This window comes from Syntrophales bacterium (genome assembly GCA_035363115.1).
Classification (GTDB): domain Bacteria; phylum Desulfobacterota; class Syntrophia; order Syntrophales; family PHBD01; genus PHBD01.
Window position 1 is genome coordinate 424678 of record DAOSEM010000002.1, and the last position, 25208, is coordinate 449885.

Annotated in this window: 19 protein-coding genes and 3 tRNA genes; 17 read left to right on the forward strand and 5 right to left on the reverse strand. The window is 57.4% G+C overall.

Annotated features, from left to right (window positions below; translation table 11 throughout):
* Positions 1–593 precede the first annotated feature (593 nt).
* Positions 594–1148 carry a DUF2889 domain-containing protein gene (locus PLO63_07420; GenBank protein HOI73962.1) on the forward strand — a complete coding sequence of 185 codons (555 nt, stop codon included), beginning with the start codon at positions 594–596 and terminating at the stop codon, positions 1146–1148.
* A 615-nt stretch (positions 1149–1763) separates the two neighbouring features.
* On the forward strand, positions 1764–3962 hold the full coding sequence (locus PLO63_07425) for an acetate--CoA ligase family protein (GenBank protein HOI73963.1): 2199 nt from the start codon (positions 1764–1766) through the stop codon (positions 3960–3962).
* 27 nt (positions 3963–3989) lie between these two features.
* Here PLO63_07425 and PLO63_07430 read toward each other — a convergent pair whose 3' ends face one another.
* The 3 genes from PLO63_07430 to PLO63_07440 all read right to left on the reverse strand — a co-directional run bounded on the left by PLO63_07430 (position 3990) and on the right by PLO63_07440 (position 7519).
* Positions 3990–4466 carry a GNAT family N-acetyltransferase gene (locus PLO63_07430; GenBank protein ID HOI73964.1) on the reverse strand — a complete coding sequence of 159 codons (477 nt, stop codon included), beginning with the start codon at positions 4464–4466 and terminating at the stop codon, positions 3990–3992.
* Positions 4467–5035: 569 nt separating this feature from the next.
* Positions 5036–6679, reverse strand: coding sequence for an HD domain-containing phosphohydrolase (locus PLO63_07435; protein HOI73965.1), 1644 nt, complete (start codon positions 6677–6679; stop codon positions 5036–5038).
* 300 nt (positions 6680–6979) lie between these two features.
* Positions 6980–7519, reverse strand: a complete 540-nt coding sequence (locus PLO63_07440) for a flavodoxin domain-containing protein (protein HOI73966.1) — start codon at positions 7517–7519, stop codon at positions 6980–6982.
* A gap of 513 nt (positions 7520–8032) precedes the next feature.
* Between PLO63_07440 and PLO63_07445 the strand changes: the two genes are divergently transcribed.
* Positions 8033–8117: transfer RNA gene (locus PLO63_07445), tRNA-Leu, on the forward strand.
* 97 nt (positions 8118–8214) lie between these two features.
* Here the strand turns inward: PLO63_07445 and PLO63_07450 are convergent.
* Together PLO63_07450 and PLO63_07455 are read right to left on the reverse strand one after the other, a co-directional pair.
* Positions 8215–9099, reverse strand: a complete 885-nt coding sequence (locus tag PLO63_07450) for an MBL fold metallo-hydrolase (protein HOI73967.1) — start codon at positions 9097–9099, stop codon at positions 8215–8217.
* Between the two features lie 101 nt (positions 9100–9200).
* Positions 9201–9686, reverse strand: coding sequence for a thioesterase family protein (locus tag PLO63_07455; protein HOI73968.1), 486 nt, complete (start codon positions 9684–9686; stop codon positions 9201–9203).
* A gap of 313 nt (positions 9687–9999) precedes the next feature.
* On the opposite strand from PLO63_07455, the gene PLO63_07460 reads away from it, so the two are divergent.
* From PLO63_07460 to PLO63_07525, 14 genes are all read left to right on the forward strand, one after another.
* Positions 10000–11358: a caspase family protein gene (locus PLO63_07460; GenBank protein HOI73969.1), complete on the forward strand. Its 1359-nt coding sequence runs from the start codon at positions 10000–10002 to the stop codon at positions 11356–11358.
* 129 nt (positions 11359–11487) lie between these two features.
* A complete protein-coding gene (locus PLO63_07465) occupies positions 11488–11625 on the forward strand; it encodes a hypothetical protein (GenBank protein HOI73970.1) in 138 nt (45 codons plus the stop codon).
* A gap of 88 nt (positions 11626–11713) precedes the next feature.
* On the forward strand, positions 11714–12079 hold the full coding sequence (locus PLO63_07470) for a hypothetical protein (protein ID HOI73971.1): 366 nt from the start codon (positions 11714–11716) through the stop codon (positions 12077–12079).
* Between the two features lie 601 nt (positions 12080–12680).
* Complete coding sequence (gene tig / locus PLO63_07475; protein ID HOI73972.1) at positions 12681–14015, forward strand: trigger factor; 1335 nt, start codon at positions 12681–12683, stop codon at positions 14013–14015.
* The gene (clpP, locus tag PLO63_07480; GenBank protein ID HOI73973.1) at positions 14015–14614 is read left to right on the forward strand and encodes an ATP-dependent Clp endopeptidase proteolytic subunit ClpP; all 600 of its coding nucleotides are present in this window, start codon (positions 14015–14017) and stop codon (positions 14612–14614) included. The genes tig and clpP overlap by 1 nt, the downstream gene beginning before the upstream one ends.
* A 75-nt stretch (positions 14615–14689) precedes the next feature.
* Entirely contained in the window at positions 14690–15952 is a 1263-nt protein-coding gene (gene clpX / locus PLO63_07485) for an ATP-dependent Clp protease ATP-binding subunit ClpX (protein ID HOI73974.1), read from the forward strand.
* 49 nt (positions 15953–16001) lie between these two features.
* Complete coding sequence (gene lon / locus PLO63_07490) at positions 16002–18458, forward strand: endopeptidase La (protein ID HOI73975.1); 2457 nt, start codon at positions 16002–16004, stop codon at positions 18456–18458.
* Positions 18459–18526: 68 nt separating this feature from the next.
* A tRNA-Val gene (locus tag PLO63_07495) sits at positions 18527–18602 on the forward strand.
* Positions 18603–18674: 72 nt separating this feature from the next.
* Positions 18675–18751 (forward strand) — tRNA-Asp (locus PLO63_07500).
* 61 nt (positions 18752–18812) lie between these two features.
* Positions 18813–19694: a radical SAM protein gene (locus PLO63_07505; GenBank protein HOI73976.1), complete on the forward strand. Its 882-nt coding sequence runs from the start codon at positions 18813–18815 to the stop codon at positions 19692–19694.
* 29 nt (positions 19695–19723) lie between these two features.
* Positions 19724–20554, forward strand: coding sequence for a hemolysin family protein (locus PLO63_07510; protein ID HOI73977.1), 831 nt, complete (start codon positions 19724–19726; stop codon positions 20552–20554).
* Positions 20541–22175 (forward strand): apolipoprotein N-acyltransferase, encoded by a 1635-nt coding sequence (gene lnt, locus PLO63_07515; protein HOI73978.1) that lies wholly within the window; start codon positions 20541–20543, stop codon positions 22173–22175. Before PLO63_07510 ends, lnt begins: the two co-directional genes overlap by 14 nt.
* Positions 22176–22189: 14 nt before the next feature.
* A protein-coding gene (gene prfB / locus PLO63_07520) for a peptide chain release factor 2 (protein ID HOI73979.1) occupies positions 22190–23300 on the forward strand; the annotation gives its coding sequence in 2 pieces (ribosomal slippage) (positions 22190–22267 and positions 22269–23300; 1110 coding nt in all).
* Between the two features lie 17 nt (positions 23301–23317).
* Positions 23318–25186: a LysM peptidoglycan-binding domain-containing protein gene (locus PLO63_07525; GenBank protein ID HOI73980.1), complete on the forward strand. Its 1869-nt coding sequence runs from the start codon at positions 23318–23320 to the stop codon at positions 25184–25186.
* Positions 25187–25208 lie beyond the last annotated feature (22 nt).

Genomic DNA, 25208 nt, shown 5'->3' on the forward strand with positions numbered 1-25208 from the left:
GACAGACGGCATTTCGATGGAAGACGGCCGAGAGGAAAGAAACCACAAATCCAAGGTGTGGACGAAGCGGCATGGATCCCGTCCGGGTTTTATAGTCGATGACGGTAACGTCGGGAATTGTAGCGCCGCGAACTTGACATGTGCATTCTGCAAAGTATAGTGATCGCGGTTTCCGGAGGGATTGGCGTTGCGGGGACCCTTTGCCGCAGCGGGGAGGCGGAAGTATCAGACGAAGGACACAAACCTTCAAGAGTTTTGCAGAATGACAAAGGAGACGGATTCCGATTGCGCCCGGGACAGAGAGGATAAAGAGATCAATTGCCTGTCCTGTTCTCACTTCTATGTCACCCACGACGTCAGCTTTCCCTATGGCTGCCGCGCGGCGGGTTTCAAGTCTCGTTTCATGCCTTCCCGGGAGATGTATGCTCATTCCGGAATGGACTGCCAGCTCTTTACCGGAAAAGGCCGTCTGCGATGAGTCGTTTTTTTAACAGCTTCATAAATGGACGAACAGGGGACGGGACCGGGGAGGGGATCCGAAGGGGGGCGATGCACCGGATCGGTCCATTCGGAATATTGGGAGGTCAACAAAGATGTCTCTATTCGGCAAGCCGCGAGGCGAAAAGTACCACACAAGAAATATAGACATGAATACGTATGATTACGACGAAACGAGATTTGTCGTCGAGGGCACCCTGACGGATTTCCGGCACAAGGAATTTCGCATGGCAACGGGTGAAGAGAGATCACCCGGCATCCTGCACCAGATGATCGTTTCCCTGCTTGTGAACAAAGAGAGCCTCGAGATTGAGGACCTTCAGGTTGAAATGCCCGTGATCCCGCGCGGGGATTGCCTGGAGACCATCCATTGCCTGGAGCCGGCGAAAGGCCTGAGAATTGCGGGCGGATTTACGGCAAAGGTGAAAGACATCGGCGGCGGTATCAAGGGGTGCAACCATCTTGTAGCCCTGTTGACATCCATGGGACCTTCCGTCATGCAGGGATACGGAGCGTATTATGATCATAAAATCCCCGGTTTTCTGCTGGAGAACTTCAGCTTACTGATGAACACATGCTGGACCTGGCGTGAAGGCGGGCCTTTGATCGGCATCTTAGAGGAGAAACGCAGAAAGAAGGAAAACGGATAAGGACACATCGATCGGGGCCGTCCGGTTGAGACAGCGAACAGTGAATAAGCGTTGCCGATGAAAGAAGAACCGACGCAAAGCCTCCTCCGGATCGGGAGGGCCGAACTGAATGAAGATGGGAGCAGGACGCCTGTCTCCGGAGTCTCTGCTCGGCGATTGGAATCAATCTTAGACGATGTCCGGAAGGTTTTCAGACAAATTCCGATTGCAAAAGACAAGGCTGGTCCCATAGTGTATGCGGAAATCGACAAAGGCTTCCGGACCATCAGGGATGCCGGGTGAAGCGCAACGGACAGAGGCGAAGACAAGGAGGATGGTTATGAGCATGTCTTCTGACAAAAGAATCAAGCCATTTTTTTTGCCTCGAAGACTGACCGCGGTTACTAAATGACCAGGTAAACGCTGCCCAAAGAAATATCCATTACATCCGGGATGATACCCGTGACCGCGGATGATTCGTTGATTAACGGGACGGGAATGTGTAGAGATAGATGTGACGCTGGATTGCATGGAAAGAATGTTGATGCACAGCTCGAATCTGTGCATGCATCTTATTTATGAATTGCACATGGACATGCCGGGATTCCGGCAGACCTGAGAAAGCAGGAGAAGGAAATGGAGAAGACACGGATCGAAAAAGCAAGGAAGGAAGGAAGGACTGCCCTGACGGAGGCGGAGTCCAAGCAGGTATTGCATGGCTACGGCATACCCGTTGTCGATGAATCGATTGCGGCCGATCCCGATGAAGCGGCTCAACTGGCGGGGAAATACGGATTCCCCGTCGTCCTCAAGGGATTGGGTGCGAGGCTGACGCACAAAACGGAGCGGGGGCTCGTCCGCCTGAATCTCAGGAACAGGCGGGAGGTCCTGGCGGCGGCACGGGCCGTCGCTCGATCGGCCGGGGAAGACCTGGAGGGATATCTCGTTCAACCGATGATTCGGGGACGCCGGGAATTCGTGGCCGGCATGTTCTGCGACCCGCAGTTCGGTCCGGTCATCATGTTCGGACTGGGCGGCATCTTTACGGAGGCCCTGGGGGACGTCGTCTTCCGCATCGCCCCCCTGGACGAAAACGAGGCCGGCCTGATGCTTGACGAGCTTCGCTCTTCGAAGCTGCTTGGACCCTTCCGGGGCGAATCCGCGGTTCGGAGAGAGGAGATCATCCGCACGCTCGTCGGGTTGTCCCGCCTGGCGGAAGACCTGACCGATGTCACGGAAGTCGATATCAACCCCCTGGTGATCGGAGCCGACGGCCGGGTGACGGCGGTCGATGCCCTCATCATTATCGGGGAGCGGCCCACCGGAACATCCGCCCACCATCCGGTGGATCTCAGGGAGGTGGAAAGAATATTCTATCCCCGCTCGGTGGCCCTGATCGGAGCCTCGCCGCAGATCGGGAAATGGGGAAACATGCTTTTCTCGAACATCATGGCTGGCGGATACGAGGGCGAGGTTTACCTGGTCAATCAGAAGGGTGCGGAGATTGCCGGCCGGAAGGTCTACCGGAACGTCATGGAGATTCCGGGCGAGGTCGATCTCGGCATCGTTACGATCCCGGCGGCCCATGTTCCCGCCCTGATTCCGGAATTCAAGGCCAAAGGAATCCGGCGCATGCTCCTGATCACGTCCGGCTTCGGCGAACTGGGAAGCGAGGGCCGACAGGCGGAGGCGGATCTCGTAAAGGCCGCCGGAGAGGCGGGGATCACGATTCTCGGCCCCAACACGATGGGCATCTGCAATCCCCATATGAAATTCTTCTGTACGGGAACCTCCTGCTGGCCCAATCCCGGATCGGTCAGCCTCGTTTCACAGTCCGGCAACCTTGGGATCCAGCTCCTCGATTTCGCAGAATCGGAAGGGATCGGAATTCGGGCCTTTTGCGGATCCGGGAACGAGGCCATGATCACCATCGAGGACTACCTGCGGACGTTCGAATACGACGACCTCACGAAGACCGTCGTGCTCTACATCGAGAGCATCAAGGACGGGCGGCGGTTTTTCTCGACAGCCCGGCAGGTCTCCAGAAACAAGCCCATCGTAGCCCTCAAGGGAGGCCGGACCGCCGCGGGAAGCCGTGCGGCGGCAAGCCATACGGGAGCCATGGCATCGAACATCCGGATCTTCAATTCGGCCAGCAGACAGGCGGGAGTGGTTGTCGTGGATCAGCCGATGGATCTTCTGGACCTGTCCGCCGCCTTTTCCTCGCTGCCTCTGCCGCGGGGAAAGCGGGTGGCCGTCATGACCCTGGGAGGGGGATGGGGCGTGGTGGCGACGGACGTGTGCATCGAGATGGGCCTGGAGGTGCCGAACCTGACCCCGGACGTCATCGCCCGGATCGACGGGATTCTGCCGCCCTACTGGAGTCGTGAAAACCCCGTCGACCTCGTCGGTGAATTCGAGCCCTCCCTGCCAGGGAAAATCCTGGAGGCCCTGATCGCATGGGATCAATGCGACGCCGTCATCCACCTGGGCGTCGTCGGGAGAACCCGGATGGTCCTCAAATCACTTGACGCAGCCCGCACTGCCGGGCAGGCCATTGAACCGATTTTCTATGACGAGGGGCGGAAGCTTTACAACGGGGCGGAGGAGGAATTCTTCGCCTACAGCGCCAGACTGATGGAACAATATGGAAAACCGGTTCTGGGTGTGTTCCTGGACGACGAGAAAAGCAAGACCGTCCGGGAAGTGCCGGGCAGCCGCTACAAAGGCATCGCCTTCCTGACGCCGGAGCGCGCGGTCAAGACCCTCGCCCGGATGGTGGACTACGAGGAGTGGCTGAGGAAAGAGAAGGTCCGATCAGCAGACCGGGCGTGAATCGAAGCGGCGGCTTCCGGGTGCGGGTTATGGGAAATCCGGGTTCATGACGTCCAGTTTTCCGTAAAACGCCGTCATGTTGCTTTTCAGGAGACCTGCGTGACGGTAAAAACGGAATGCCCGGGCGTTTGCCGAGGCGACAACCAGCTGAACACGGCGTGCGCCGCGTTCGGATCCCCAGGCGAGAATCTGTTCCAGGAGTTTCGATCCGATCCGCTGCCGGCGGAATCCGGCGGAGACATACATGTCTTCCAGCAGGATCGAATAACCGCCGACGGATGTCGAGACGACGATCTGAGCCGTGGCCATGCCGACGACCACGCCGTCGGCTTCGGCAACAAAAACGGCCGCTTCGCCGGGGTTTGAAAGGAGCAGGAGCAGTCCCGCCCGCTGACTCTCGGCGTCCGTTGCGAAATCCTTCTCCAATGTGAAAAGATCCTGAAGATATTTCACCAGGATCTCGACATCCCGAGTCTCCCCCTGCCTGATGAGGATTCTCATCATGGTGGCGGATCCGGTAAATTGAACCAGAGTGGCGGTGTTCATGGTACGCACTTCGCGATGCGCGGATGAAACGGGCGGAAGGCCCGTGCATGTGCGATGCTTGTTCCTCGCATTTCCTCTCAGGGGATTCTGAAAGATCGATCTTCAGGAGGATGGCGACGATCTTTGATGGATTCATTGCCAACGGCGTGCCATGTCTGTATTAAGTTGTAATGAAAGGTGAATGTGCACGTGGAGGTGCAAGTCGGGAACAATATCGTATCAAGAAGTGCGGAAAAACACGGCTGCTCTTTCGCAATGGACGTTTTTACCGGAGCTTCTGATGCAGCATAACTTAATGGATTTGCAAATGATCATGCTCACAGGCCCTGTGTACGAGCGGGACCGTGGTTCAATATTGTGTGTTTTTCAAACTTGTGTTCGAGCCGGACGGGCAACGAACAGCAAGGAAGCCACTTCGTTTTCCGGCAAGTTTCCTCCTTGTGGATATTTCGCGTATTCCAAAGTCGTAACCCTCTCTGGATCAGTCCTGGACAAGGTTCCGCAGCGGTGATGCCGTGCGATTGGGATCAGTGCATTGTAACCCGCACGTCCGCTTGTTCCCGGGTCTGCAGAAAAGAATCGACATACCCGGGGTCGAAATGAGCCCCCCGGTACATCAGCAAGGCCCTGGGCAGGCAGCGCAGGAAACTCTCCACAACCACGGGATCAAACTGAACTCCCGCCCCATCCTTCAGGATGGAGACCACCTTCTCCAGTGGCAGCGGATCCGAGGTTAAAAGCGAGTCCTCGTCGTACTTGGGATAATCCCGTTTTGAGGTCAGGGCGTCGAAGACGTCTGCCACGGCGATGATCCGCGATTCCAAGGGGATCTGCTCTCCCTTGAGCCCGTCGGGATATCCCTGTCCATTCATCTTTTCATGATGGTAGCAGGCAATGACAGGTACCCGGGACAGGGCCCTGGGAAACCGGAGTTTCTCCAGGATGCTCCTCGTCATGACAGGGTGTTTGTTCATCTCCTCCCGTTCCTCCTGCGTGTATGGCCCATTTTTCAGTAGGACAGCGTCGCGGACTCCGATCTTGCCGATGTCGTGAAGCAGGGCGGCGTAACGCAGGGCTTCCCGGTCGATGGACAGGCGCTTCATGTCCGAGGCGATCAGCAGTGAATATTCGGTCACCCGTTCCGAGTGGCCTGCCGTGTAAGGGTGACGGGCGTCCACGATGGCCGACATGGTGACCACAAAACTGGTGAAGGAGAGCCGGACCTCTTCCACCAGCAGGGAGTTTTCCAGGGCGATCCCGACCTGGGAGCTGAGGGCGCTCATGAAGACCTCGTCCTCCAGGTCGAAATACTGCTTTCTGTCGAGCTTGTTGATGACCTGCAGCACCCCGATTCTCTCGCCCAGCCGGCCCTTGATCGGAACGCACAGAACGGAGCGGGTCCGGAAATCATTCTTCTCGTCGAAGGTGCGGTCGAAGTAGGGGAGTTCCCAGGCATCGGGAGCATTGATGGTCTCGCCGGTCTGGGCCACCCGGCCGCTGATCCCCTTGCCGAAGGGAAGACGGATCGGGGGAATCCCCTCCGCGACTTTTGTCCATATCTCATCCCGCTCCCAGTCGATGACATACAGGCTGGTTCGCTCCGCACCCATCACCGCCGTCACCTCGCCGACAATCAGGGGGAGCAGCCGGTCGAAGTCCAGCTCCGATGTCAGGTCGGAAGCGATGGCAATCAATTTTGCCAGCAGTTCTCGAAGGCGCTGTCGTTCGGCGATCTGGTCAGAAGCGGTCTGGAAAACGGCGTTGAAGGAGTCGACCAAAACGCGGATTTCATTGTCACGGCTTGAATTTGCTTCCCGGACCAGCATTTCCTTCGGCACTCTCTTCTCTACGTCGATACCCCGTGCGGAGAAGGCGACCCGGCCGTCCGCAACTTCCGCCGATCGAGACCTGATTTCGTCCGTAACAACCTCCAGGGAGGCGATCCAGCGGTTCATAAGCAGAAAACTGACGAGCGGCAGCGGGAGCATCACAAGAAGGCCGAAAATGATCGCCTGCTTGATCTCGTCCAGATCCCGCGTCCCGGCCTGCGGAAGGAGATATTCGTAGGTCATGTAGATCATGAAGAAGATTGGAACGAGGGACGAAAGAATGAAAAAAATGAGGAAGATCTTTCTGGATTTGTTCCCGGCCACGGATTTTACGAGCGCCATCGGTACACCTGATGAAAGTGGCGGAATGTGAACTCAGCTCATGCAACGTACTGATTCTGCGTTTGGATCGCGTGGTCAGGCCAAAAAGCGTTTCTCGAATCCTGCATCGCGAAACGGTGCCGATCATGTGCAAAATGCGGAAATTAGAGAGGACTCTACTGAAACTGGGTTTGTAAGTCAACCCGCTGATTGTTAATTTTTTCAATCGAAGTTTATCGATTGGTATTTGCACTAACGGATGGATGTGCTGGATTCTCTGTCATTCAGGAGCGTGGGGGAGGGCGTCTGCGATGCCTCCGCTCAGGGGTTGGTTCTTCCCGGTTTATCGTAAGGCCCGGAAGGGTTCCGGTCGCATCGTGACTGCATGATTTCCCGAATGCTGGAAATCAGGGGTTGCAGATGTTTCCGGCGTACATGATCGTAGTCTTTTTCCATGGTCCTGCGGATGATCTCGTCCTTTTCGAAGGTTTTGCCGAAGGAAAGAAGGATTCTGTCAAACAGTGTCAAATCCTCGCGGATGAGCCGGCCGGGGAGGGCATAATGAGTGATCCCGCTTCTCATATCGGCAGGTATGCTTCTGTTGTATGATGCTTCAAGGGCAGGATGGCCGGGGGGAGTTCCCGACACGGTGAAAAGAATGACCTGCCGGTCCTTGAGGACCTGCCGGTTCTCTTCCAAGAATGACGAGGCGGCGATTTCTCCTTTCCGGATGTAGCTGCCCACGATCACCAGATCATAGTGGGTGAGGTCCGGTTCACCCTGGCCCAGTTCCGCCAGGTCGCCAGGGATGGCCTCACGGAGCCAGAGGGCGTATTGGCGGGTGCTGCCATACTTGCTCATGTAAACGATGAGAATCCTGGTCGTGGAAAGGCAGGGAGAGACAGGGGCGGCGGTGCTTTCTGATTCCATGGCTTGGGTGGCGTGAGCGGAAACGAGGCAAAAACAGGCAATGGCGAGGAGAGAGACAAACGCAAAACGTGTCGCCCGGTTCCGAGGATTCATCCGCCTGCCTCTCTGGGTTCGATTGACTGGATCGACCACACACTGCAGGGAACTTCTACCATGACGATACGGAGGACGGCAAGACGGTGTCGCCTGCGGTTTCGGGACCGGACGGTGCCGCCGGTTGGATCCAAGAAGAGCCGGATGGGATCCGGGCAGGCATTGCCGACCTGTTTTGACTTGACCGTCCGGACACGCTGGCATATCGTGCGCCTTGCCCGTGGGACTATCTCCCTGAATGTCCGGCCGATTCAGATGGATCCGGAGGCCGGCCGGCTGTTCATATTGATCGAAAACGCCTCGTTGACAAGCGGCGCGATCCCACGTATAAGGGAAAACCTCTTTTAAATTGCGAGAGTGGCGGAACTGGCAGACGCACTGGACTTAGGATCCAGCGGGTAAAACCATAAGGGTTCAAATCCCTTCTCTCGCACCATCAAAAAATCAAAGAGTTAAGCGTTTCCCGCCTTCCAGGATCGAAGAGCACCCCCACAATTCCTTCCCACGCGGGTAAAATCGTCATTAAGGAAAGACTATTGCCTCGAATAACTTCCATCCTGTTCCGTAATGAGTCCCTTTTGCAGAAGCCACTGAAGATGCTTCTCCGCGTGGAGGCGTTCGCCGAATTCGTAGAATTGAGCCGGCTCCATCGGTTTCCCGTAAAAGATCCAGGCCTCCGCGATCTCTGAGATGGTTCTCGGCCGGTCCAGAAAGGCCAGGTATCGCTTTTCCCGGTCATGAATCGCCGCCTCGTACTGCTGCCAGCGGCCGTCCGGGATTCTGTCAAAGACCCCCTTCCCATGGCAGCAGAGCCACCGTTCCGCCGGGATGTCCTTCAGGCGACGGATCGATTGGAAGGTGTCCTCAATCGTTGCATAGACCTCTCCGTACCAGGGGCCGATCGGTGCCAGATCGTAGTCGCCCAGGAACAGGATATTCGGTTCCCGGAAGTACAGGGCCAGGTGTCCCGGACTGTGGCCGGGTGTTTTAAGAATCTCCACGGTTACGACTCCAAGGTCGATCCGTTCACCGTCCCTCAGAAATCGGACCGGACGTCGGGGCCGGAAATGAAACTGCTTCTTCAGGATCTCGCGCCAGTAATCACGAGCGGATGGACTCTCCACCCGATACCAGTCCATGTAGATCTCCGGATCCGCGAGAGGAGGTGCGTCCTCCTCGGACATCCACAGAGGAAGGTCATCGAACAGATCCAGGTGCATCAGGTGATCCTCGTGCCAATGCGACAACCAGACCATTCTGACGGCTCCTTCATCGCGTAATCGCTTCAGTTCGGTACGGTCGGACGATGGATCGACCAGGACACCCGCCTCGCGGATAAACAGGGAGTGGCAAAAAGGGTGGCGGCCGCCATTCTCTCCGCGAATCAAGGTGATGGGGCCGTACTGCTCATGCTTCATCCTGTCTGGAACCTCCAGCTGGTTTCAAAGATTGACGATGCGATGCGGTATGGTGATGGTTCGAGAGCTCCCGGAAAACGAGCCATTGCGGGATGGGGGCACTATGCTTCGCAACGGTCGATGACGGACTGGATCTCCGCACGAAGATCGCCTTCCATGGCTGCCCGCCTCCCTGTCTTCAGATCGACGGCGACGAATAGTACATCCGCCTCAAGGATGATCCGGTCGGTGCCTTTGAGGGTAATGGTCTGATGGATGGCTCCGCCCGTATCGTCCAGGCCGGTAATCCGGGTCCGGATGTCCAGGATGTCGTCCAGCCGGGCGGGCTTCCGGTAGTAAATGTGGACCTCCGTTACGGGAAGATAGTGGCCGGTTCTCTGAATCCTCGCGAAAAAACCGGGAAACTGGTCGAAGAAGTCATAGCGGGCTTCCTCCAGGATTTCAGGGTAGCGCACGTTGTTGACATGTCCGAACTGGTCGAGATGGAATCCGCGAACCCTGATTTCCTTGTTTTTCATGGATGATCCTCTTTCCGCGCCGGGGAGTTTTAAGGGGTCCGTCTTGTTCCGGCCCCTTTTGAGGGGGATGTTATTTCACGAGACCGGCCGGACTTCAAGAGGGAAGGTTCCGGAAAGCCGCAATGCATTCAGAATGGAGCCGAATCGATCCGAACAGCGTCCCATTGTCATGCCATGCAACTCAAGTACATGCCGATCTTTCACTCCCTGGTTACAATAGCTGACAAAAAGCTTGCATAATTCTCCGCTCTGGCCGTAATGTTTTCAATACTTTTGTAACAATCATGCAGGCATGTTCCATTTCTCGGGGAGATTTTATGGATTGCCCGATAACCCCGTATCTCAAGAGAGAACGGGTTTTTTTGTGAATCCAGGAGCCTTCATGAATGCGTGCGGAAAAGCAAAATGTCTGATTCTCACCTGCCTGTGCATGGTTATCCTGGCGGGCTGCGCCGGGTTCAAGTACACGGACAAGGTTGATCCCGTCCGGCTGGATCAGAAGGTCCAGAAGAGGTCAGCAAAGGTGTATGCCCAGGCGGATGAATGGAGAAATTCGGGAGTCATCGTTCAGAAGGACGCTTCGTATCAAATATCGGCCCGGGGTCGATGGCACGCCGGCATCCTGTGCGGATGGACCAGTCCGTCGGGGGTCGAGACCCACGGCTCTTCCTGTCCGCCCGTCAGGAATGTCGTCAAGAAGTGGAGCGCCGGCGCTCTGATCGGTAAGATAGGTGAAAACGGCGAGCCTTTCGGTATCGGTTACGAATATGTCTTTACCCCGAAGGAAGAAGGAGTTCTCTATCTCCGGATCAACGACTGTTTCGGGTGCACCGTGGACAACGACGGAGTCGTCGATGTTGCCGTTGTCCGGACGGACTCCGGTATGGCCGGAAACGAAGGGCAGGCGAGGGTGTCGCCGGCGGGACAGGCCGGGGACGATGCAGGATTGCGGCCCGTTCAGGGTCAGAAATGGGCCGTCATCGTCGGCATTTCCAGTTATAAGGACTCCCGGATCGAAGGATTGAGGTACGCCGCTGCGGACGCCAAGGCGTTCCACGACTGGCTGATTTCGCAGAAGGGCGGGCGATACGCACCCTCCCGGGTCCGGATACTTCTTGATTCGGAAGCCACATCCAGGAACATCCGGAACGCCCTGTTCAACTGGCTGGGACAGGTGCTCGAAGAGGACACCGTGATGATCTATTTCGCCGGTCACGGCAGCCCCCAGTCCCCGGATCAGCCCCAGAATCTCTTTCTCCTTCCCTATGACTGCCAGTACGACGACGTAGCCACGACGGGATTCCCGATGTGGGACATCGAGACCGCTCTGAAGCGTTTTATCAAGGCGAAAAAGGTCGTGGTGATTGCGGATGCCTGCCATTCCGGCGGCATCGGACGCTCGTTTGACATCGCCCGTCGCGCCGCCCGGGGCGTCCAGGTGAATCCCATCAGTTCGGGCATCCAGACTCTTTCCAAGGTCGGCGAGGGTGTCGCGGTCATCAGCGCATCGGACGACCGGCAGTTTTCCCAGGAAGGTCGGCAGTGGGGAGGCGGTCACGGCGTGTTCACGCATTTCCTCCTCACGGGCCTAAACGGTGGTGCGGATTATAATCGTGACGGTCACGTAACCCTGGGGGAACTGATCCCCTTCCTTTCCGAACAGGTCAGGAGAGAGACGGGCAACGCGCAATCGCCGACCGTGTCGGGGAAATTCGACCCGGCGTTGACGATCGGTCATTGATGTCATCAGGTCTCGGGGAAGAAAGCAGTCTCTCCAAGCGTGATGAACAGAATTCAAAGGAGGAGCGATAGGATGAAACGGTTCTGTGTTCTTATGTTATGTGCCCTGTTTCTGTTCTCGTGTGCCCCCGTGACTGTACAGAAATGCTATGAGGAGCGTCGATACGGAGAAGACGGAAAGCTCAAGCAGAAGTATACGGAATGCATCACCCAGGTCCCCGAGAAGATGCCTCCCATTCACCTGAAGCACCAGGATCTGTACGAGTAGGGGAGGGGAGACCGGGACGGCATGCCGGGTGGCACGCCGGCCCGCGGATCCGTGGAAGACCAATGATTGCCGGAGGAGGGAAACCGTAATGTACAGAAGACTTACGGTCGTAATTGTATTGTCGCTGTTTGTCCTGTCCTGTGCGACTGCAGGGAAGAGAATCGACGCGGAAGCGGTCAAGCAGAACATCATAGTCGGGAAGTCAACCAAGGAAGACGTTCTGCGGGTTTGCGGAGAGCCGATGGAAACGGAATACGACGCCAAGAATCAGGTCGAGATATGGCAGTACGCCTACATGGAAAAGAATATAACGGGGACCGGTGTGGTTACTCACGCCGTGGGGATCGGTGCCGAATGGAAAACCGAAACCACCATGATCGACATCTACTTCAAGAACAACGTCGTTTACGATGTAAAAACAAGGACATCGAGCAAGACGAAGATGCATTATTAACGGGTGGATTCCCGTTCCGGGTAGGATCAGCCCGGCAGGAACCCTCTGCATATGTGATCTTCGAAACCATGTTGTTCCATTCCTGAATCGGGATTGCCCGTCCGCTCTATCCGCTGTATAGCCTGCCCGGTTCTGAACTCCTGAAAGCAGTTGGCATTCATAGCCGGCCATACCGGTACCTTTCCTTCCGATTCGTGATGACATCCCGGATAAGAATTCGGAAAGACCTGCAAAGACCACATCGAGGCCTGCGGGAAAAGGCCTGCGGCCGGCAGAGCAGACAAAGGTGTCCTATCCAGCGATCCAATCGGGGTCCATTCCAGTTTTTCACGATATTTCGGGGGACCGTATGTGAAAAACCACACCGCCTCCCCCTGAATTCCCTTTATCGGCCGTGATTTAGGTTTTGCTTGACAGCACGGGTACTTTTCACTATTGACGCACCCCTGTAGGATGATTATCATACCACGGCTGGAGGATTCAGGATTTTATCGGGTGACGCGATCAGGGTTCACTTTCCAATTTTCTCACAAGGCCATTCCCGGGTTTGTTCCCGACCCCCTTTCTCCATCAGCCGTTATCCCAGTTCAGGAGAACTATCGTGACGGAGGCGACAACAGTGGTTCAGATTGAAGAGATCAGTCCGGTCCAGAAAAAGCTGTCTTTTGACGTTCCCTGGGAGGATGTGAAAAAGGAACTGGAGGCGGCCTATCGCCAGGTCGGAAAAAAGGCCCACGTGAAGGGCTTCCGGCAGGGAAAAGTGCCAAGGCGGGTACTGGAGGTATATTACAAGGATCAGGCAGAGGGTGACGCCGTCACGAACCTGGTGAACCGATATTACTGGGATGCCCTGCAGGCTCATGAAATCCAGGCGGTGGCGCAGCCGGTCATCGACCAGAAGGGGATCGTCCCCGATCAGGGCTTCTCTTTTACCGCAACGGTGGAAGTGGAGCCGGTGGTCGAGCCGAAGGATTACATCGAAATGCAACTGGAGAAGCAAGAGGCATCCGTTTCCGAGGAAGATGTGGACCGGCGGATCGAGCAGATCCGGGAAATGTTCGCCACGATGGGAGAGCTCGAAAATGACAGGCCGATCGCCCGCGGAGATTTTGTCACCTTCGATTTTCAGGGCTCTCTGGACGGTGTGGCCCGCGACGAAATGAAGGCGGACGGGTATTTCCTGGAAGTCGGATCGGGACGGTTCATCCCGGGGTTTGAAGATCAGCTCGTCGGGATGTCGAAGGAAGAAGAAAAGGAGTTTCCCATCACGTTTCCCTTGGAATACGGGGTGCCCGACCTGGCCGGCAAGGAAGCAATATTCAAGGTGAAGATCCGGGATATCCGCGAAAAGAAGCTTCCTGAAGTGAACGAAGAATTTGTCAAGAACTTCGAGAAGTACGAAAATATGGAAGAATTCCGGGCCGAGCTCCGGAAGTCCCTCGGGGAAGAGGTGGAGGCCCGCTCCCGGGCGGCCCTGCGGGACCAGATCCTGGAAAAACTCGTGACAGCCCATGATTTTGAGATTCCGCCCTCTTTCCAGGACCGCCAGGTGATTCTCATGATGGGCGATCTGCAGCGGTCCCTGATGGCTCAGGGAATGCCCAGGGAGCAGGCATCCCGGCAGGCCTTCTCGCAGTTGGAAAAGATGCGCGAAGAGGCGAAGAAGGTTGTGAAATCGATCCTTCTGCTGAAGAAAATCGCTGAGATTGAGGCCATTGACGTTGCTGAAGAGGAACTGGAAAAGAGGATCCTTGAACTGGCTTCGCGCAGAGGGATGCCTGTCGACACACTGAGGCAGCAGCTCGAAGAGGAGGAGCGGATCGAAGACATCCGCCTGGAGTTGAGGAACGAAAAGGTGTTCGATTTCATCATCGACCGCGGGAAGATCACTCCCGTTGCGGCCGCGGCGGTCGCCGGCGCCGGGGAGGTTGCCTGATGCAATTGGTTCCCATGGTGGTGGAACAGGACGGTCGGGGAGAGCGTGCATTCGATATCTATTCACGCCTGTTGAAGGACCGGATCGTTTTCCTGGGCACGCCGATCGACGATCACGTTTCGAATCTCATCATCGCCCAGCTCCTCTATCTGGAGTCGGAAGATCCGGACCGGGAAATCTACTTTTACCTGAATACGCCGGGCGGTCACGTCAGTTCGGGACTGGCCATTTTTGACACGATGCGATACGTCCGCTGTCCCGTCCATACGTTTTGCATGGGACAGGCCGCCAGTATGGGTGCGGTGCTGCTGGCCGCGGGAGAGAAAGGCAAGCGTTTCGCCCTTCCGCACTCGCGAATCCTGATCCATCAGCCCCTCGGCGGTTTCCAGGGACAGGCGACGGATATTGATATTCAGGCGAGGGAAATCCTGCGGTTGAAGGACCGGCTGAATGCCATCCTGTCCGATCTGACCGGACAGTCCCTGTCCAAGGTACAGGCGGACACAGAAAGGGATTACTACCTGGAAAGCCAGCAGGCCAGGGAGTACGGAATCATCGACGAAGTTCTCCAGAAAAGGCCCGCAAAGGAAAATCGGTAAAAAACGCTTCCCGCTCCTGAACCGGCCGGGCCGGAAGGGACGGGAATCGGCAGATGAAGTAAACAGGAGACAGACATGGCAAGAAAAGGACGGGATGTGCACGGCGGGCCCGGAATGCTGTATTGTTCATTCTGCGGCAAGAGCCAGAACGAGGTCCGCAAGCTCGTCGCCGGGCCCACGGCATATATATGCGATGAGTGCATCGAGCTCTGTCGGTGCATCGTGGAAGAGGAGACGGATGCGCCCCTTCTCGACGAACCCCGCCAGGCAATCCCGGAGCCCAGGGAAATCAAATCTTTCCTGGATCAGTACGTCATCGGCCAGGAGAAGCCGAAGAAGGTGCTGTCCGTGGCGGTCTACAACCATTATCGCCGGCTTACTTCGAATGTTAGTCTGGACGGCATTGAGATCCAGAAGAGCAACATCCTGCTGATCGGGCCCACGGGCTCCGGCAAGACACTGCTCGCCAAGACCCTGGCAAAAATCCTGAATGTACCGTTTACCATCGCCGATGCCACAACCCTGACCGAGGCGGGATACGTGGGAGAGGACGTGGAGAACATCATCCTGAGCCTCCTGCAGAACGCCGATTATGACGTGGAGCGGGCATCCCGGGGTATCGTATACATCGACGAGATCGACAAGATCGCCAAGAAATCGGGGAATCCTTCGATTACCCGGGACGTGTCGGGTGAAGGCGTGCAGCAGGCCTTGCTGAAGATCATTGAGGGAACCCTGGCAAACATTCCCCCCAAGGGCGGGAGGAAGCACCCCCAGCAGGAGTTCATCCAGGTGGACACGACGAATATCCTGTTCATCTGCGGGGGGGCCTTCAACGGGATCGAGGACATCATCGCCAAGCGAATCGGCGCCAGTTCCATGGGATTCGGCGCCGAGGTGCGGAGCAAGCGGGATCGGCGGCTGAGCGAGCTCCTCTCGGAGGTCCAGCCGGAAGACCTCCTGAAATTCGGGATGATTCCCGAGTTCATCGGGCGGCTTCCCGTCGTGTCGACCCTTGACGAGCTGACCCAGGACGACATGATGCGGATCCTCGTGGAGCCGAAGGACGCGATCATCAAGCAGTACCGGAAAATATTCGAGATGGAGAATGTTGCCCTGAAGTTTACGGACGGCGCCCTTCGCTCGATTGCCAAACTGTCGGTAGAGCGCAAGGCCGGCGCCAGAGGGTTGAGGGCGATTCTCGAAAACACAATGCTGGACATCATGTACGATCTTCCCTCCCGGAATGATGTCCAGGAGTGCATCATCAGCGATGAAGTGGTGCTCCGGAAGGAAATGCCGCTGTTCGTCCTGGAAACGAAAACCGAGACGGCCTGAACGGCAAAGAAGCCGGATGAATGAATAAAGAAAAAGACGGGGTGACCCAGTGGCCATATTAGACAGCAGTGCCGATGAAAAAAAAACCAGGATCGTTTCCATTCCGCTCCTGCCGCTTCGGGACGTAGTCGTTTTCCCGCACATGATCGTTCCCCTGTTTGTGGGACGGGAGAAGTCGATCTCCGCCCTCGAATCGGCCATGAAACACGAGAAGGGGATCTTCCTGGTAGCCCAGAAACTGGCCCAGAAGGATGAGCCCGCGGAAGAGGATATCTATTCGATCGGCACCATCGGTATCATCATCCAGTTGCTTCGGCTTCCCGACGGCACCGTGAAGGTGCTGGTCGAGGGCAAGAGCCGGGGGGTTATCGAAGAGTACCTCCCCAACGAGGACTATTTCCTCGTGCGCGTGCAGGAGATGATCGATAACGAGGAAGAAGATCCTGTAAAAACGGAGGCTTTGGTAAGAAACCTCAAGGAAGCCTTTGAGAGTTATGTGAAGCTGAGCAAAAAGATCCACGTGGAAATGATCGCCACGGTTACCGCGATGGATGACGCCGCCAAGATGGCGGACATCGTCGTTTCCCATCTGAACGTCAAGCTGGAGGAAAAACAGCGGGTCCTCGAGATTACGAGCCTCAACGAGCGGCTGGAGGCCGTCTATGAGTTGATGGTCGGCGAGATCGAGATTCTGCAGGTGGAGGAAAAGATCAAGAAACGGGTCAAGAAGCAGATGGAAAAGACCCAGAAGGATTATTACCTCAACGAGCAGATGCGAGCCATCCAGAAGGAGATGGGAGAGAAGGACGACTTCAAGAACGAGATCCAGGAACTGGAGAAGAAGCTCAAGGCAAAGAAGCTGTCCGAGGAGGCCGAGAAGAAGGTACGCCAGGAAATCAAGAAGCTGCAGATGATGGCCCCCATGTCGGCGGAAGCGACGGTTGTCCGCAACTACATCGACTGGCTCCTCGACATTCCATGGTTCGAGAAGACGGAAAATGCCTTTACCCTGAAGGAATCCGAGGCCGTTCTCGAGGAAGATCACTACGGGCTCAAGCAGGTGAAGGAGCGGATCCTGGAATACCTGGCGGTTCAGAGCCTGGTAAAGAAGAACAAGGGATCCATCCTCTGCCTCGTGGGACCTCCCGGGGTCGGGAAGACCTCCATCGCCAAGTCCGTGGCCCGGGCTACAAACCGAAAATTCGTGCGCTTTTCCCTGGGCGGCGTACGGGACGAAGCCGAGATCCGCGGTCATCGGAGAACGTACATCGGAGCCCTGCCCGGCAAAATCGTCCAGCTCATGAAGAAGGCCGGGACCAGCAACCCCGTTTTCTGCCTCGACGAGGTGGATAAGCTGTCTTCCGACTTCCGCGGCGATCCGTCGTCCGCTCTTCTGGAAGTGCTCGATCCGGAGCAGAACGGAGCATTCAACGATCACTACCTGGAGGTGGATTACGACCTGTCCGACGTCATGTTCGTCACGACGGCCAACGTCCTCCAGACCATCCCGGCCCCCCTGCAGGACCGCATGGAGGTCATCCGGATCGCAGGCTACACCGAACCGGAAAAACTGAACATCGCCAAGAAGTTCCTGGTGAAGAAGTCCATGGAGGCAAACGGTCTTCAGCCGGAGAACATTCTATTCACGGATGGTGCGATCCTGGGGATCATCCGGCAGTACACCCGGGAAGCGGGAGTGCGGAACCTGGAGCGGGAGATCGCCTCCATCTGCCGGAAGGTGGCCCGGGAGATCGTGACGAACGGGAAAAAGAACCAGTTGAAGATTACCTCGAAGAACATCTCCAAGTATCTGGGTGTACCCAAGTTTCGGCACGGGGAGGTGGACGGAAGAGACGAAATCGGGCTTTGCATCGGTCTGGCGTGGACGGAAGTGGGTGGGGAGCTGCTCAATATCGAGTCGTCCCTCATGAAGGGAACGGGCCGGATGGTCATGACGGGCAAGCTGGGCGACGTCATGCAGGAGTCGGTTCAGGCGGCCCTGACCTACGTTAGGGCCAGGGCGGAAAAGTTCGGCCTGGAAGAAAACTTCTACAAGGATGTGGACGTCCATATCCACGTTCCCGAGGGGGCGATCCCCAAGGACGGACCTTCCGCGGGCATTGCCATGGCGACCTCCATTGCCTCCGCATTCATTCGCCGGAAGATCCGGGGCGACCTGGCCATGACAGGAGAAATCACCCTCCGGGGAAGGGTTCTGCCGATTGGGGGGGTGAAAGAGAAGCTGCTGGCGGCTCACCGGGGCAACCTGAAGACCGTCATCATTCCCAAGGACAACGAGAAGGATCTGGCGGAAGTTCCGTCCAACGTATTGAAGGCACTGGAGATTGTCTTTGTTGAGCACATGGATGACGTTCTCAAGGTGGCCTTCGTAGGCGAGCCCGCCGGCGAAATGCCCCTGTTTGCAGGAAACGCTCTCCTGGAGAGCGGCGGGGAGGCGAATCCCGATTCCCGCAGCGATTCCGTCTCCACGGTGGTTGCCCACTGACAGAATCTCGCACAAGGTTGGGCTTGACAAGACACTTTTTGATCTGCTAAAGGGCGGCCTCCGGATTTGGGCGGGTAGCTCAGCTGGGAGAGCGCCACGCTTACACCGTGGATGTCACAGGTTCGAGTCCTGTTCCGCCTACCAAATAGAGAGAAACTCTTGTTTGCATTCACGGTAGAACAGGGGTAATCTTTTATTAAGGAATCAGAGCATAACGGGGTCGTAGTTAAGTCGGTTATAACGCCGGCCTGTCACGCCGGAGGCCGTGGGTTCGAGTCCCATCGGCCCCGCCAAATATGCTGATGGGGGTTGGCCAGACAGGTCAACCCCCTTTTTTTTTTCGATGGTAGGAACATGAAATACGAGGGAATGATCATCAGGCCGCCCAGCGAGGCGGGTAGCCTTCTCCTTCAGGTAAGTGTGGGCTGCTCCCATAACAAATGCACCTTCTGCCCGACGTACAAGGGCGAGAAGTTCCGCATCAAATCGTTTGAGGAAATCCGGGAGGACATCCGGGAGGCGGCCCGTCTCTCCCAGAGGCGCCCCATTGGGAAGGTCTTTCTCGTGGGCGGCGATGCCCTGATTCTCCCGCAGCCCAGGCTGGTTGAAATCCTCACGGAACTCAGGGACAACATCCGGGGTATCCGGAGGGTCGGTCTGTACGCAAATGCCAAGAGCGTGCGGAAAAAAACCCCGGAACAGCTCAAGGAGCTCCATGACCTGGGGCTGGGGATCGCCTACCTGGGGGTGGAGTCCGGGAGCGCGTCGGTCCTGGAAAAAATCCGGAAGGGCGCCACACCGCAACAGTTGGTGGATGCGGGGCAAAAGCTGAAGGAAGCGGGCATCAGCCTGTCCGTGACCGTGCTGCTGGGTATCGGAGGCGAGGAGGGGAGCACGGAACATGCCCTTTCGACCGCGAACATCCTGACGGAGATGGATCCGGACTATACCGGTGCGTTGACCCTGATGCTCGTGCCCGGAACGCCGCTGCACGACGACTGGAAAGCAGGCCGGTTCATTCTGCCCGACCAGTACGGTTTTCTCGAGGAACTGGGGATCATGATCGGGAGATCCCGATTCACAAACTGTTTTTTCACGTCCAACCATGCCTCGAATTATCTTCCGATCCGGGCGCGGCTCCCGGAAGAGAAGGAGGCCACGGTCCAGCTCATCCGGGAAGTCGTTGAATCCCGCGACAGGAAGCTGCTGAGACCCGAATATCTGCGTGGGCTTTGAATCCGGCTGTGAGGAATAGGGGGCAAGGGATGAAGAAAAAAGTATCCGCGTTTCTGAGGGATATGATCACTCCCAGCGATCCGGGTCGGCTGGAGAAGGAAATCCAGTCCATCGTCGACGACGGCGAGGAAAAGGGGCTTCTGGATTCGCAGTCGGGGGACATGATCCAGAACATTCTGGCATTCCGCGATACCGTCGTCCGGGAAGTCATGATCCCGAGGACAGAGATGGTGGCGATCAGCTCCCGGTCGACCATCGAGGAGATCCTGGATCTGGTTCGCATCCACGGACATACCCGCATGCCCGTCTACCAGGGAAGCATCGACAACATCGTCGGCGTCATGAACGTAAAGGACCTGCTCAAGTTCTGGTCGAAGCCCGTCGACGAAAAGGACATCCTGCAGGCTCTCCGCAAGCCCTATTACATCCCGGAAACGAAAAACACCCATATCCTCCTCCATGAACTCAAGCAACGGAAGCACCACATGGCCATCGTCATCGACGAATACGGCGGCACGTCCGGACTGGTCACCTTCGAGGACCTGATCGAAGAGATCGTGGGGGAGATCCACGACGAGCACGACAGCCGGGAGGGACGCATTGTCCCCGTGGCGGACGGTTATTTTCTCCTGGACGGCCGCGTCGAGATCGAGGAGATCGAAGATCATTTCCAGGTGAAGCTGCCGCGGGGGAAGTTCGAGACGGTCAGCGGCCTGATCCTTCACCACATCATGCGAATTCCGGAACCCGGAGAGACCATAACCATCGAGCCGTTTGAAATCCTGATCGACGCCGCGAATGAGCGAACAATACGCAAGGTCAGGATGAAGAAGCTTCCGGTCGACCATGGCACGGTCTGACCGGCGTGAAACAGGTAATGGAATCAAAGGAAGCGGCGAAACCGGAAGTTCGCCGGCCGCCCCGGGATATTACGGCTGGCTCTGGGCTCTGGCCAGCGGGGTGCTTCTCTTCCTGTCTTTCCCGCGCTACGGCTCCGCCGTTGTGGCCTGGTTCGCTCTCGTACCGCTCCTTCTTGCCGTCCGAAGCGCTTCGCCCCTGAAGGCGTTCGGGCTGGGATGGCTGGCCGGTTTCACCGGCTACGTCGGGATTCTCTACTGGATCGTCCACGTAGTCGTCCATTACGGCCGGCTTCCCGTTGCGGTCGGAATCCCCGTCATGCTTCTTCTGGCGGCTTACCTCGGGTTGTATGTCTCCATCTTTTCCGGACTCCTGGTTCGGCTCCGGAAGCGGGGCATTCCCGTTGTGATGGCCGCCCCCCTGTTGTGGACTTCCCTTGAATTCGTCAAGTCCCACCTGTTGAGCGGGTTCCCCTGGGCGAACCTCGGCGCCTCCCAGTATCCGAACCTGCCCTTCATCCAAATGGCCGAGTTCACCGGTACCTACGGGCTGACCTTCCTCGTCGTCATGGCCAATGCCGTCCTTTTCCGTATCCTCTTCGAGCGGACGGGGGACCGGCGGTGGATCCGGGAGGCCCTGGCCTGCATCCTTCTGCTTGCGGCTGGTCACGGTTACGGCTGGTGGCGGATCGGAGATATCGGAAAGAAGCTCGAAGGTGCCCCCTCTCTGGCCGTTCGCCTCATCCAGGGAAACATCGAACAGGACGTGAAATGGGATCCCGCGTACCAGAAGGAGACGGTCGATATTTACACCTCCCTGTCCCGCCGGGCGGCACCGCCGCCGGAGAGCCTCATCGTCTGGCCGGAGACGGCGGCGCCCTTCTATTTCCAGGACCGGGACGACCTGCACCGGCAGGTGGTTCTGCTCCCCCGTGAAACCGCATCCTGGCTGATCCTGGGCAGTCCCCGCTATGAACAGCGGGTGCGCGAGATCGCCTCCTTCAACAGCGCATTCCTCGTATCGCCGGAGGGAGTCCTGCAGGACCGGTACGACAAGGTCCACCTGGTGCCATACGGGGAGTATGTTCCGTTCCGACGGATCATTCCCTTCCTCACTGCACTCACCGAGGGAATCGGCGATTTTGAGTCCGGCGCCGGATACCAGGTCCTGTCCATGGGTGTTCACCGGCCGGGGATCCTCATCTGCTACGAGGGGATCCTCGCGGAAGCAGGCCGGGCATACAAGCGCCAGGGAGCGGACCTGCTGGTGAACATCACCAACGATGCCTGGTTCGGCCGGAGTTCCGCTCCCTACCAGCACCTCTCGATGACGGTCTTCCGGGCCGTGGAAACCAGGCTCTACCTCGTACGTGCGGCCAATACGGGAATATCGGCCGTCGTGGATCCGCTCGGCCGGATCACGGATCGGACGGGCATCTTCGAGCGGACCACCCTCGCCGGAAGCGTGAAATTCATTGACGAGAAGACGGTTTATGGGGCATATGGGGACATCTTTGTTTACCTTTGCCTGGGCGGCACCCTCGTGGTGATCGGCTTTTCATCACCGGGTCGCATCGGCCGGCCCCGTTCCAGCCGGACAGATCCCCCGAGAGGACGACAATAAAAGGAGAATGAACCATGATCGAAGGATCTGAAGCACTGGCGCAGACTTTTGAGGATCTTCAGAAAAGGATTGAAAACCTCGGGGTGTGCCTTTGACGTTGCCGGCAAGGAAACCGAAAAAAACGCCCTGGAGACTCGGATCCTGAAAGACGACTTCTGGAGCGATCCGGAAGCGGCCAGGGAAGTCCTGAAGCGGAAGAGCCGCCTGGAAGAGGTCATCAGCGGCTGGAAGGAAAGGGAACGGATTTACCGCGATCTGGCCCAGCTTTACGAAATGGCCTCCGAGGAGGGGGACGAGGATACGCTCCGCGATATCTCCCGGGAACTCGGCGGTCTCGAAACGAGTGTCCGGGACGATGAATTCCGCCTCATGCTGGGTGCGGAAGAAGACCGGCTCAACGCCATCCTCAACATCAACGCCGGCGCCGGCGGCACCGAGGCCCAGGACTGGGCGGAGATGCTCTTCCGGATGTACGGTCGGTGGGCGGAGCGAAAAGGCTACCGGATGCAGGTGATCGATCTCCTGCCCGGTGAAGAGGCGGGCATCAAGAGCGCGTCCATGACGCTGGAAGGGCCCTACGCCTACGGCTATGCCAAGGCGGAAATCGGCATTCATCGCCTAGTCCGGATCTCTCCGTTCGATGCCGGCGCCCGGCGTCATACATCCTTTGCCTCCGTGTTCGTCTATCCCGAAGTGAGCGACGAGATCGTCATCGAGATCGACGAGAACGACCTGCGCGTCGATACCTACCGATCCACCGGAGCCGGCGGACAGCACGTCAACAAAACGGACTCGGCCGTCCGGATCACCCATATTCCGACGGGCATCGTGGTCCAGTGCCAGAACGAGCGGTCCCAGCACAAAAACAAGTCCATGGCCATGAAGTACCTCAAATCCCGCCTGTACGAGCGCAAGTTGACGGAGCAGCGGGCCAAACAGGACGAAATGGAGAAGTCGAAGAAAGACATCGCCTGGGGGAGCCAGATCCGGTCCTATGTCCTCCATCCTTACAAGATGGTCAAGGACCACCGAACCAGTCTTGAGACAGGCAATGTCACCCGCATCCTCGACGGGGAGATTGACGATTTCATCGAGGCCTATCTTCTCGCGGCTTCCAAGAGATAAAGGGAAGGAGTTGCAGCATGTCGAAACGATCCGTTTGCCGGTTCATCTTCCTGGTGGTTTTTGTCTGCTGTTTCCCCGGAACGGGATGGAGTGCTGAGGGACAGCCGTCGGCGAATCCGGGGATTGCCGCTGCCATGGATGTTAAGGACCCGTTTGCAGAAAAAGCGCGGACGGCGGGGAATCCGGGTTCTGTGGAAAAGAAAGCCGCACTTTCGGATCCCGTGCAGCCGGAAACAAAGAACGGGGAGGGACAGGATCAGGACCTGATGGAAGAAGCCCTGGCCCTCCTGGAAGAATCCCAGGCATCCTGGTCCAGGGGGGATCTGGAAGGGGCCCTGGAGCTCCTCGATCAGGCCTACGCCCTGGTCCTGGAAACGGACGGGGACCCCGTTGTCGCCCGGCAGAAGGATGACCTGAGGCTGCTTGTGGCCCGTCGCATCCTGGCCATCTATACCTCCATGAGGACCGAGGCCAAAGGAAAGCGCGGAGAGATCCCCCTCCTGATAAATGCGGATGTGGAAAAGGAGATCCGATCCTTCCAGACGATCGAACGGAATTTCTTCATCGAGTCCTACCGGCGTTCCGGTATGTACCGCCCTGCCATGGTCCGGCAACTCAAAAAGGCCGGATTGCCGGAAGAGCTTTCCTGGCTGCCCCTTGTGGAAAGCGGATTCAAGATCCGCGCCCTCTCTAGGGCCCGAGCGCTGGGGCCATGGCAGTTCATCCCTTCCACCGGTTACAAATACGGCCTGAACCGGACGGACTGGGTCGACGAGCGGATGGATGTGGAAAAGTCGACCCGGGCGGCCATCGACTACCTGAAGGCCCTCCACGAGATGTTCGGTGACTGGCTGACGGTGCTGGCGGCGTACAATTGCGGTGAGGGAAGGGTTCTCCGGGTCATCTCGCAGCAGAAGCTGAACTATCTGGACCGATTCTGGGATCTTTACCACATGCTGCCCTATGAGACGGCGCGCTATGTGCCGCGATTCCTGGCGACGTTGCACATCATCAGGGATCCGAAGAAATACGGGATGGAGCTGCCCGAGACGCTGGACAAGGAGATCCCTTATGAAGCAGTGAAGGTCAGGAAGTCCATGAAGCTGGCGGAGATTGCAACCCGGATCGAGACCTCCGAAGAGACTCTGGTCTTTCTGAACCCGGAGCTACGCCACGGCATCACCCCCGACCAGGACTACGACCTGAGGGTGCCGATTGAAAAAGGGGAATTGCTGGTCAAGAAAATGGACGAGATTCCCAGGTGGGATCTGCCCGCGCCGGAACGTGATCCCCGCCGGTTTGTCCGGCACCGGGTGAAACGGGGGGAATCCCTGGCGTCCATCGCCAGGAAATACAGAACAACGACCCAGGCCATCCGTTCCTGCAATCCAGGCTTGTCCAGGAAAGGAGTCCGGGTCGGGCAGCCGCTTTCAATCCCGGTGGCGAGAAAAGCCGCTGTGTCACCGGTCAAAGAAGCCAGGAAAAAAGCATCATCCGGGGGGGGCGCCACCTATCGGGTGAAAAGGGGAGATTCCCTTTCGGAAGTGGCGGAGCGCTGTGACACAACCCCCGAAGAGATCCGGCGGCTCAACAGGATCAAGGGAAACAAGCTCATCGCCGGTCAGTTGTTGAAGGTCCCGCCCCGGGGGAACGATGAGGATACCTCCGGGGAAGCAGCGGAAAAGAAGGTTCAGAAGAGCGGGAAAAAAGCAAAATCCGGAGCATCATCCACCGGAGAGGCAGGCAGGTCATACAAGGTCCGCAAGGGGGATAATCTCTTTCGGATCGCCGTCCGTAACGGAACGAGCGTTGACAGCCTGAGAAAAGCAAACAACCTGGGGGATGGAGATTCCATCCAGCCCGGGCAGATCATCCATATCCGGTAATCTCCACCGACCCGCCGACATC

What these genes read in the sequence shown, in the direction of transcription:
- PLO63_07420 (HOI73962.1), top strand. Translation starts at nt 594, where the DNA reads ATGTCTCTATTCGGCAAGCCGCGAGGCGAAAAGTACCACACAAGAAAT.
- clpX (HOI73974.1), top strand. Translation starts at nt 14,690, where the DNA reads ATGGCAAGAAAAGGACGGGATGTGCACGGCGGGCCCGGAATGCTGTAT.
- PLO63_07430 (HOI73964.1), bottom strand. Translation starts at nt 4,466, where the DNA reads ATGATGAGAATCCTCATCAGGCAGGGGGAGACTCGGGATGTCGAGATC.
- PLO63_07470 (HOI73971.1), top strand. Translation starts at nt 11,714, where the DNA reads ATGTACAGAAGACTTACGGTCGTAATTGTATTGTCGCTGTTTGTCCTG.
- PLO63_07450 (HOI73967.1), bottom strand. Translation starts at nt 9,099, where the DNA reads ATGAAGCATGAGCAGTACGGCCCCATCACCTTGATTCGCGGAGAGAAT.
- PLO63_07425 (HOI73963.1), top strand. Translation starts at nt 1,764, where the DNA reads ATGGAGAAGACACGGATCGAAAAAGCAAGGAAGGAAGGAAGGACTGCC.
- lnt (HOI73978.1), top strand. Translation starts at nt 20,541, where the DNA reads ATGGCACGGTCTGACCGGCGTGAAACAGGTAATGGAATCAAAGGAAGC.
- PLO63_07505 (HOI73976.1), top strand. Translation starts at nt 18,813, where the DNA reads ATGAAATACGAGGGAATGATCATCAGGCCGCCCAGCGAGGCGGGTAGC.
- PLO63_07510 (HOI73977.1), top strand. Translation starts at nt 19,724, where the DNA reads ATGAAGAAAAAAGTATCCGCGTTTCTGAGGGATATGATCACTCCCAGC.
- PLO63_07525 (HOI73980.1), top strand. Translation starts at nt 23,318, where the DNA reads ATGTCGAAACGATCCGTTTGCCGGTTCATCTTCCTGGTGGTTTTTGTC.
- PLO63_07435 (HOI73965.1), bottom strand. Translation starts at nt 6,679, where the DNA reads ATGGCGCTCGTAAAATCCGTGGCCGGGAACAAATCCAGAAAGATCTTC.
- PLO63_07460 (HOI73969.1), top strand. Translation starts at nt 10,000, where the DNA reads ATGAATGCGTGCGGAAAAGCAAAATGTCTGATTCTCACCTGCCTGTGC.
- clpP (HOI73973.1), top strand. Translation starts at nt 14,015, where the DNA reads ATGCAATTGGTTCCCATGGTGGTGGAACAGGACGGTCGGGGAGAGCGT.
- PLO63_07440 (HOI73966.1), bottom strand. Translation starts at nt 7,519, where the DNA reads ATGAGCAAGTATGGCAGCACCCGCCAATACGCCCTCTGGCTCCGTGAG.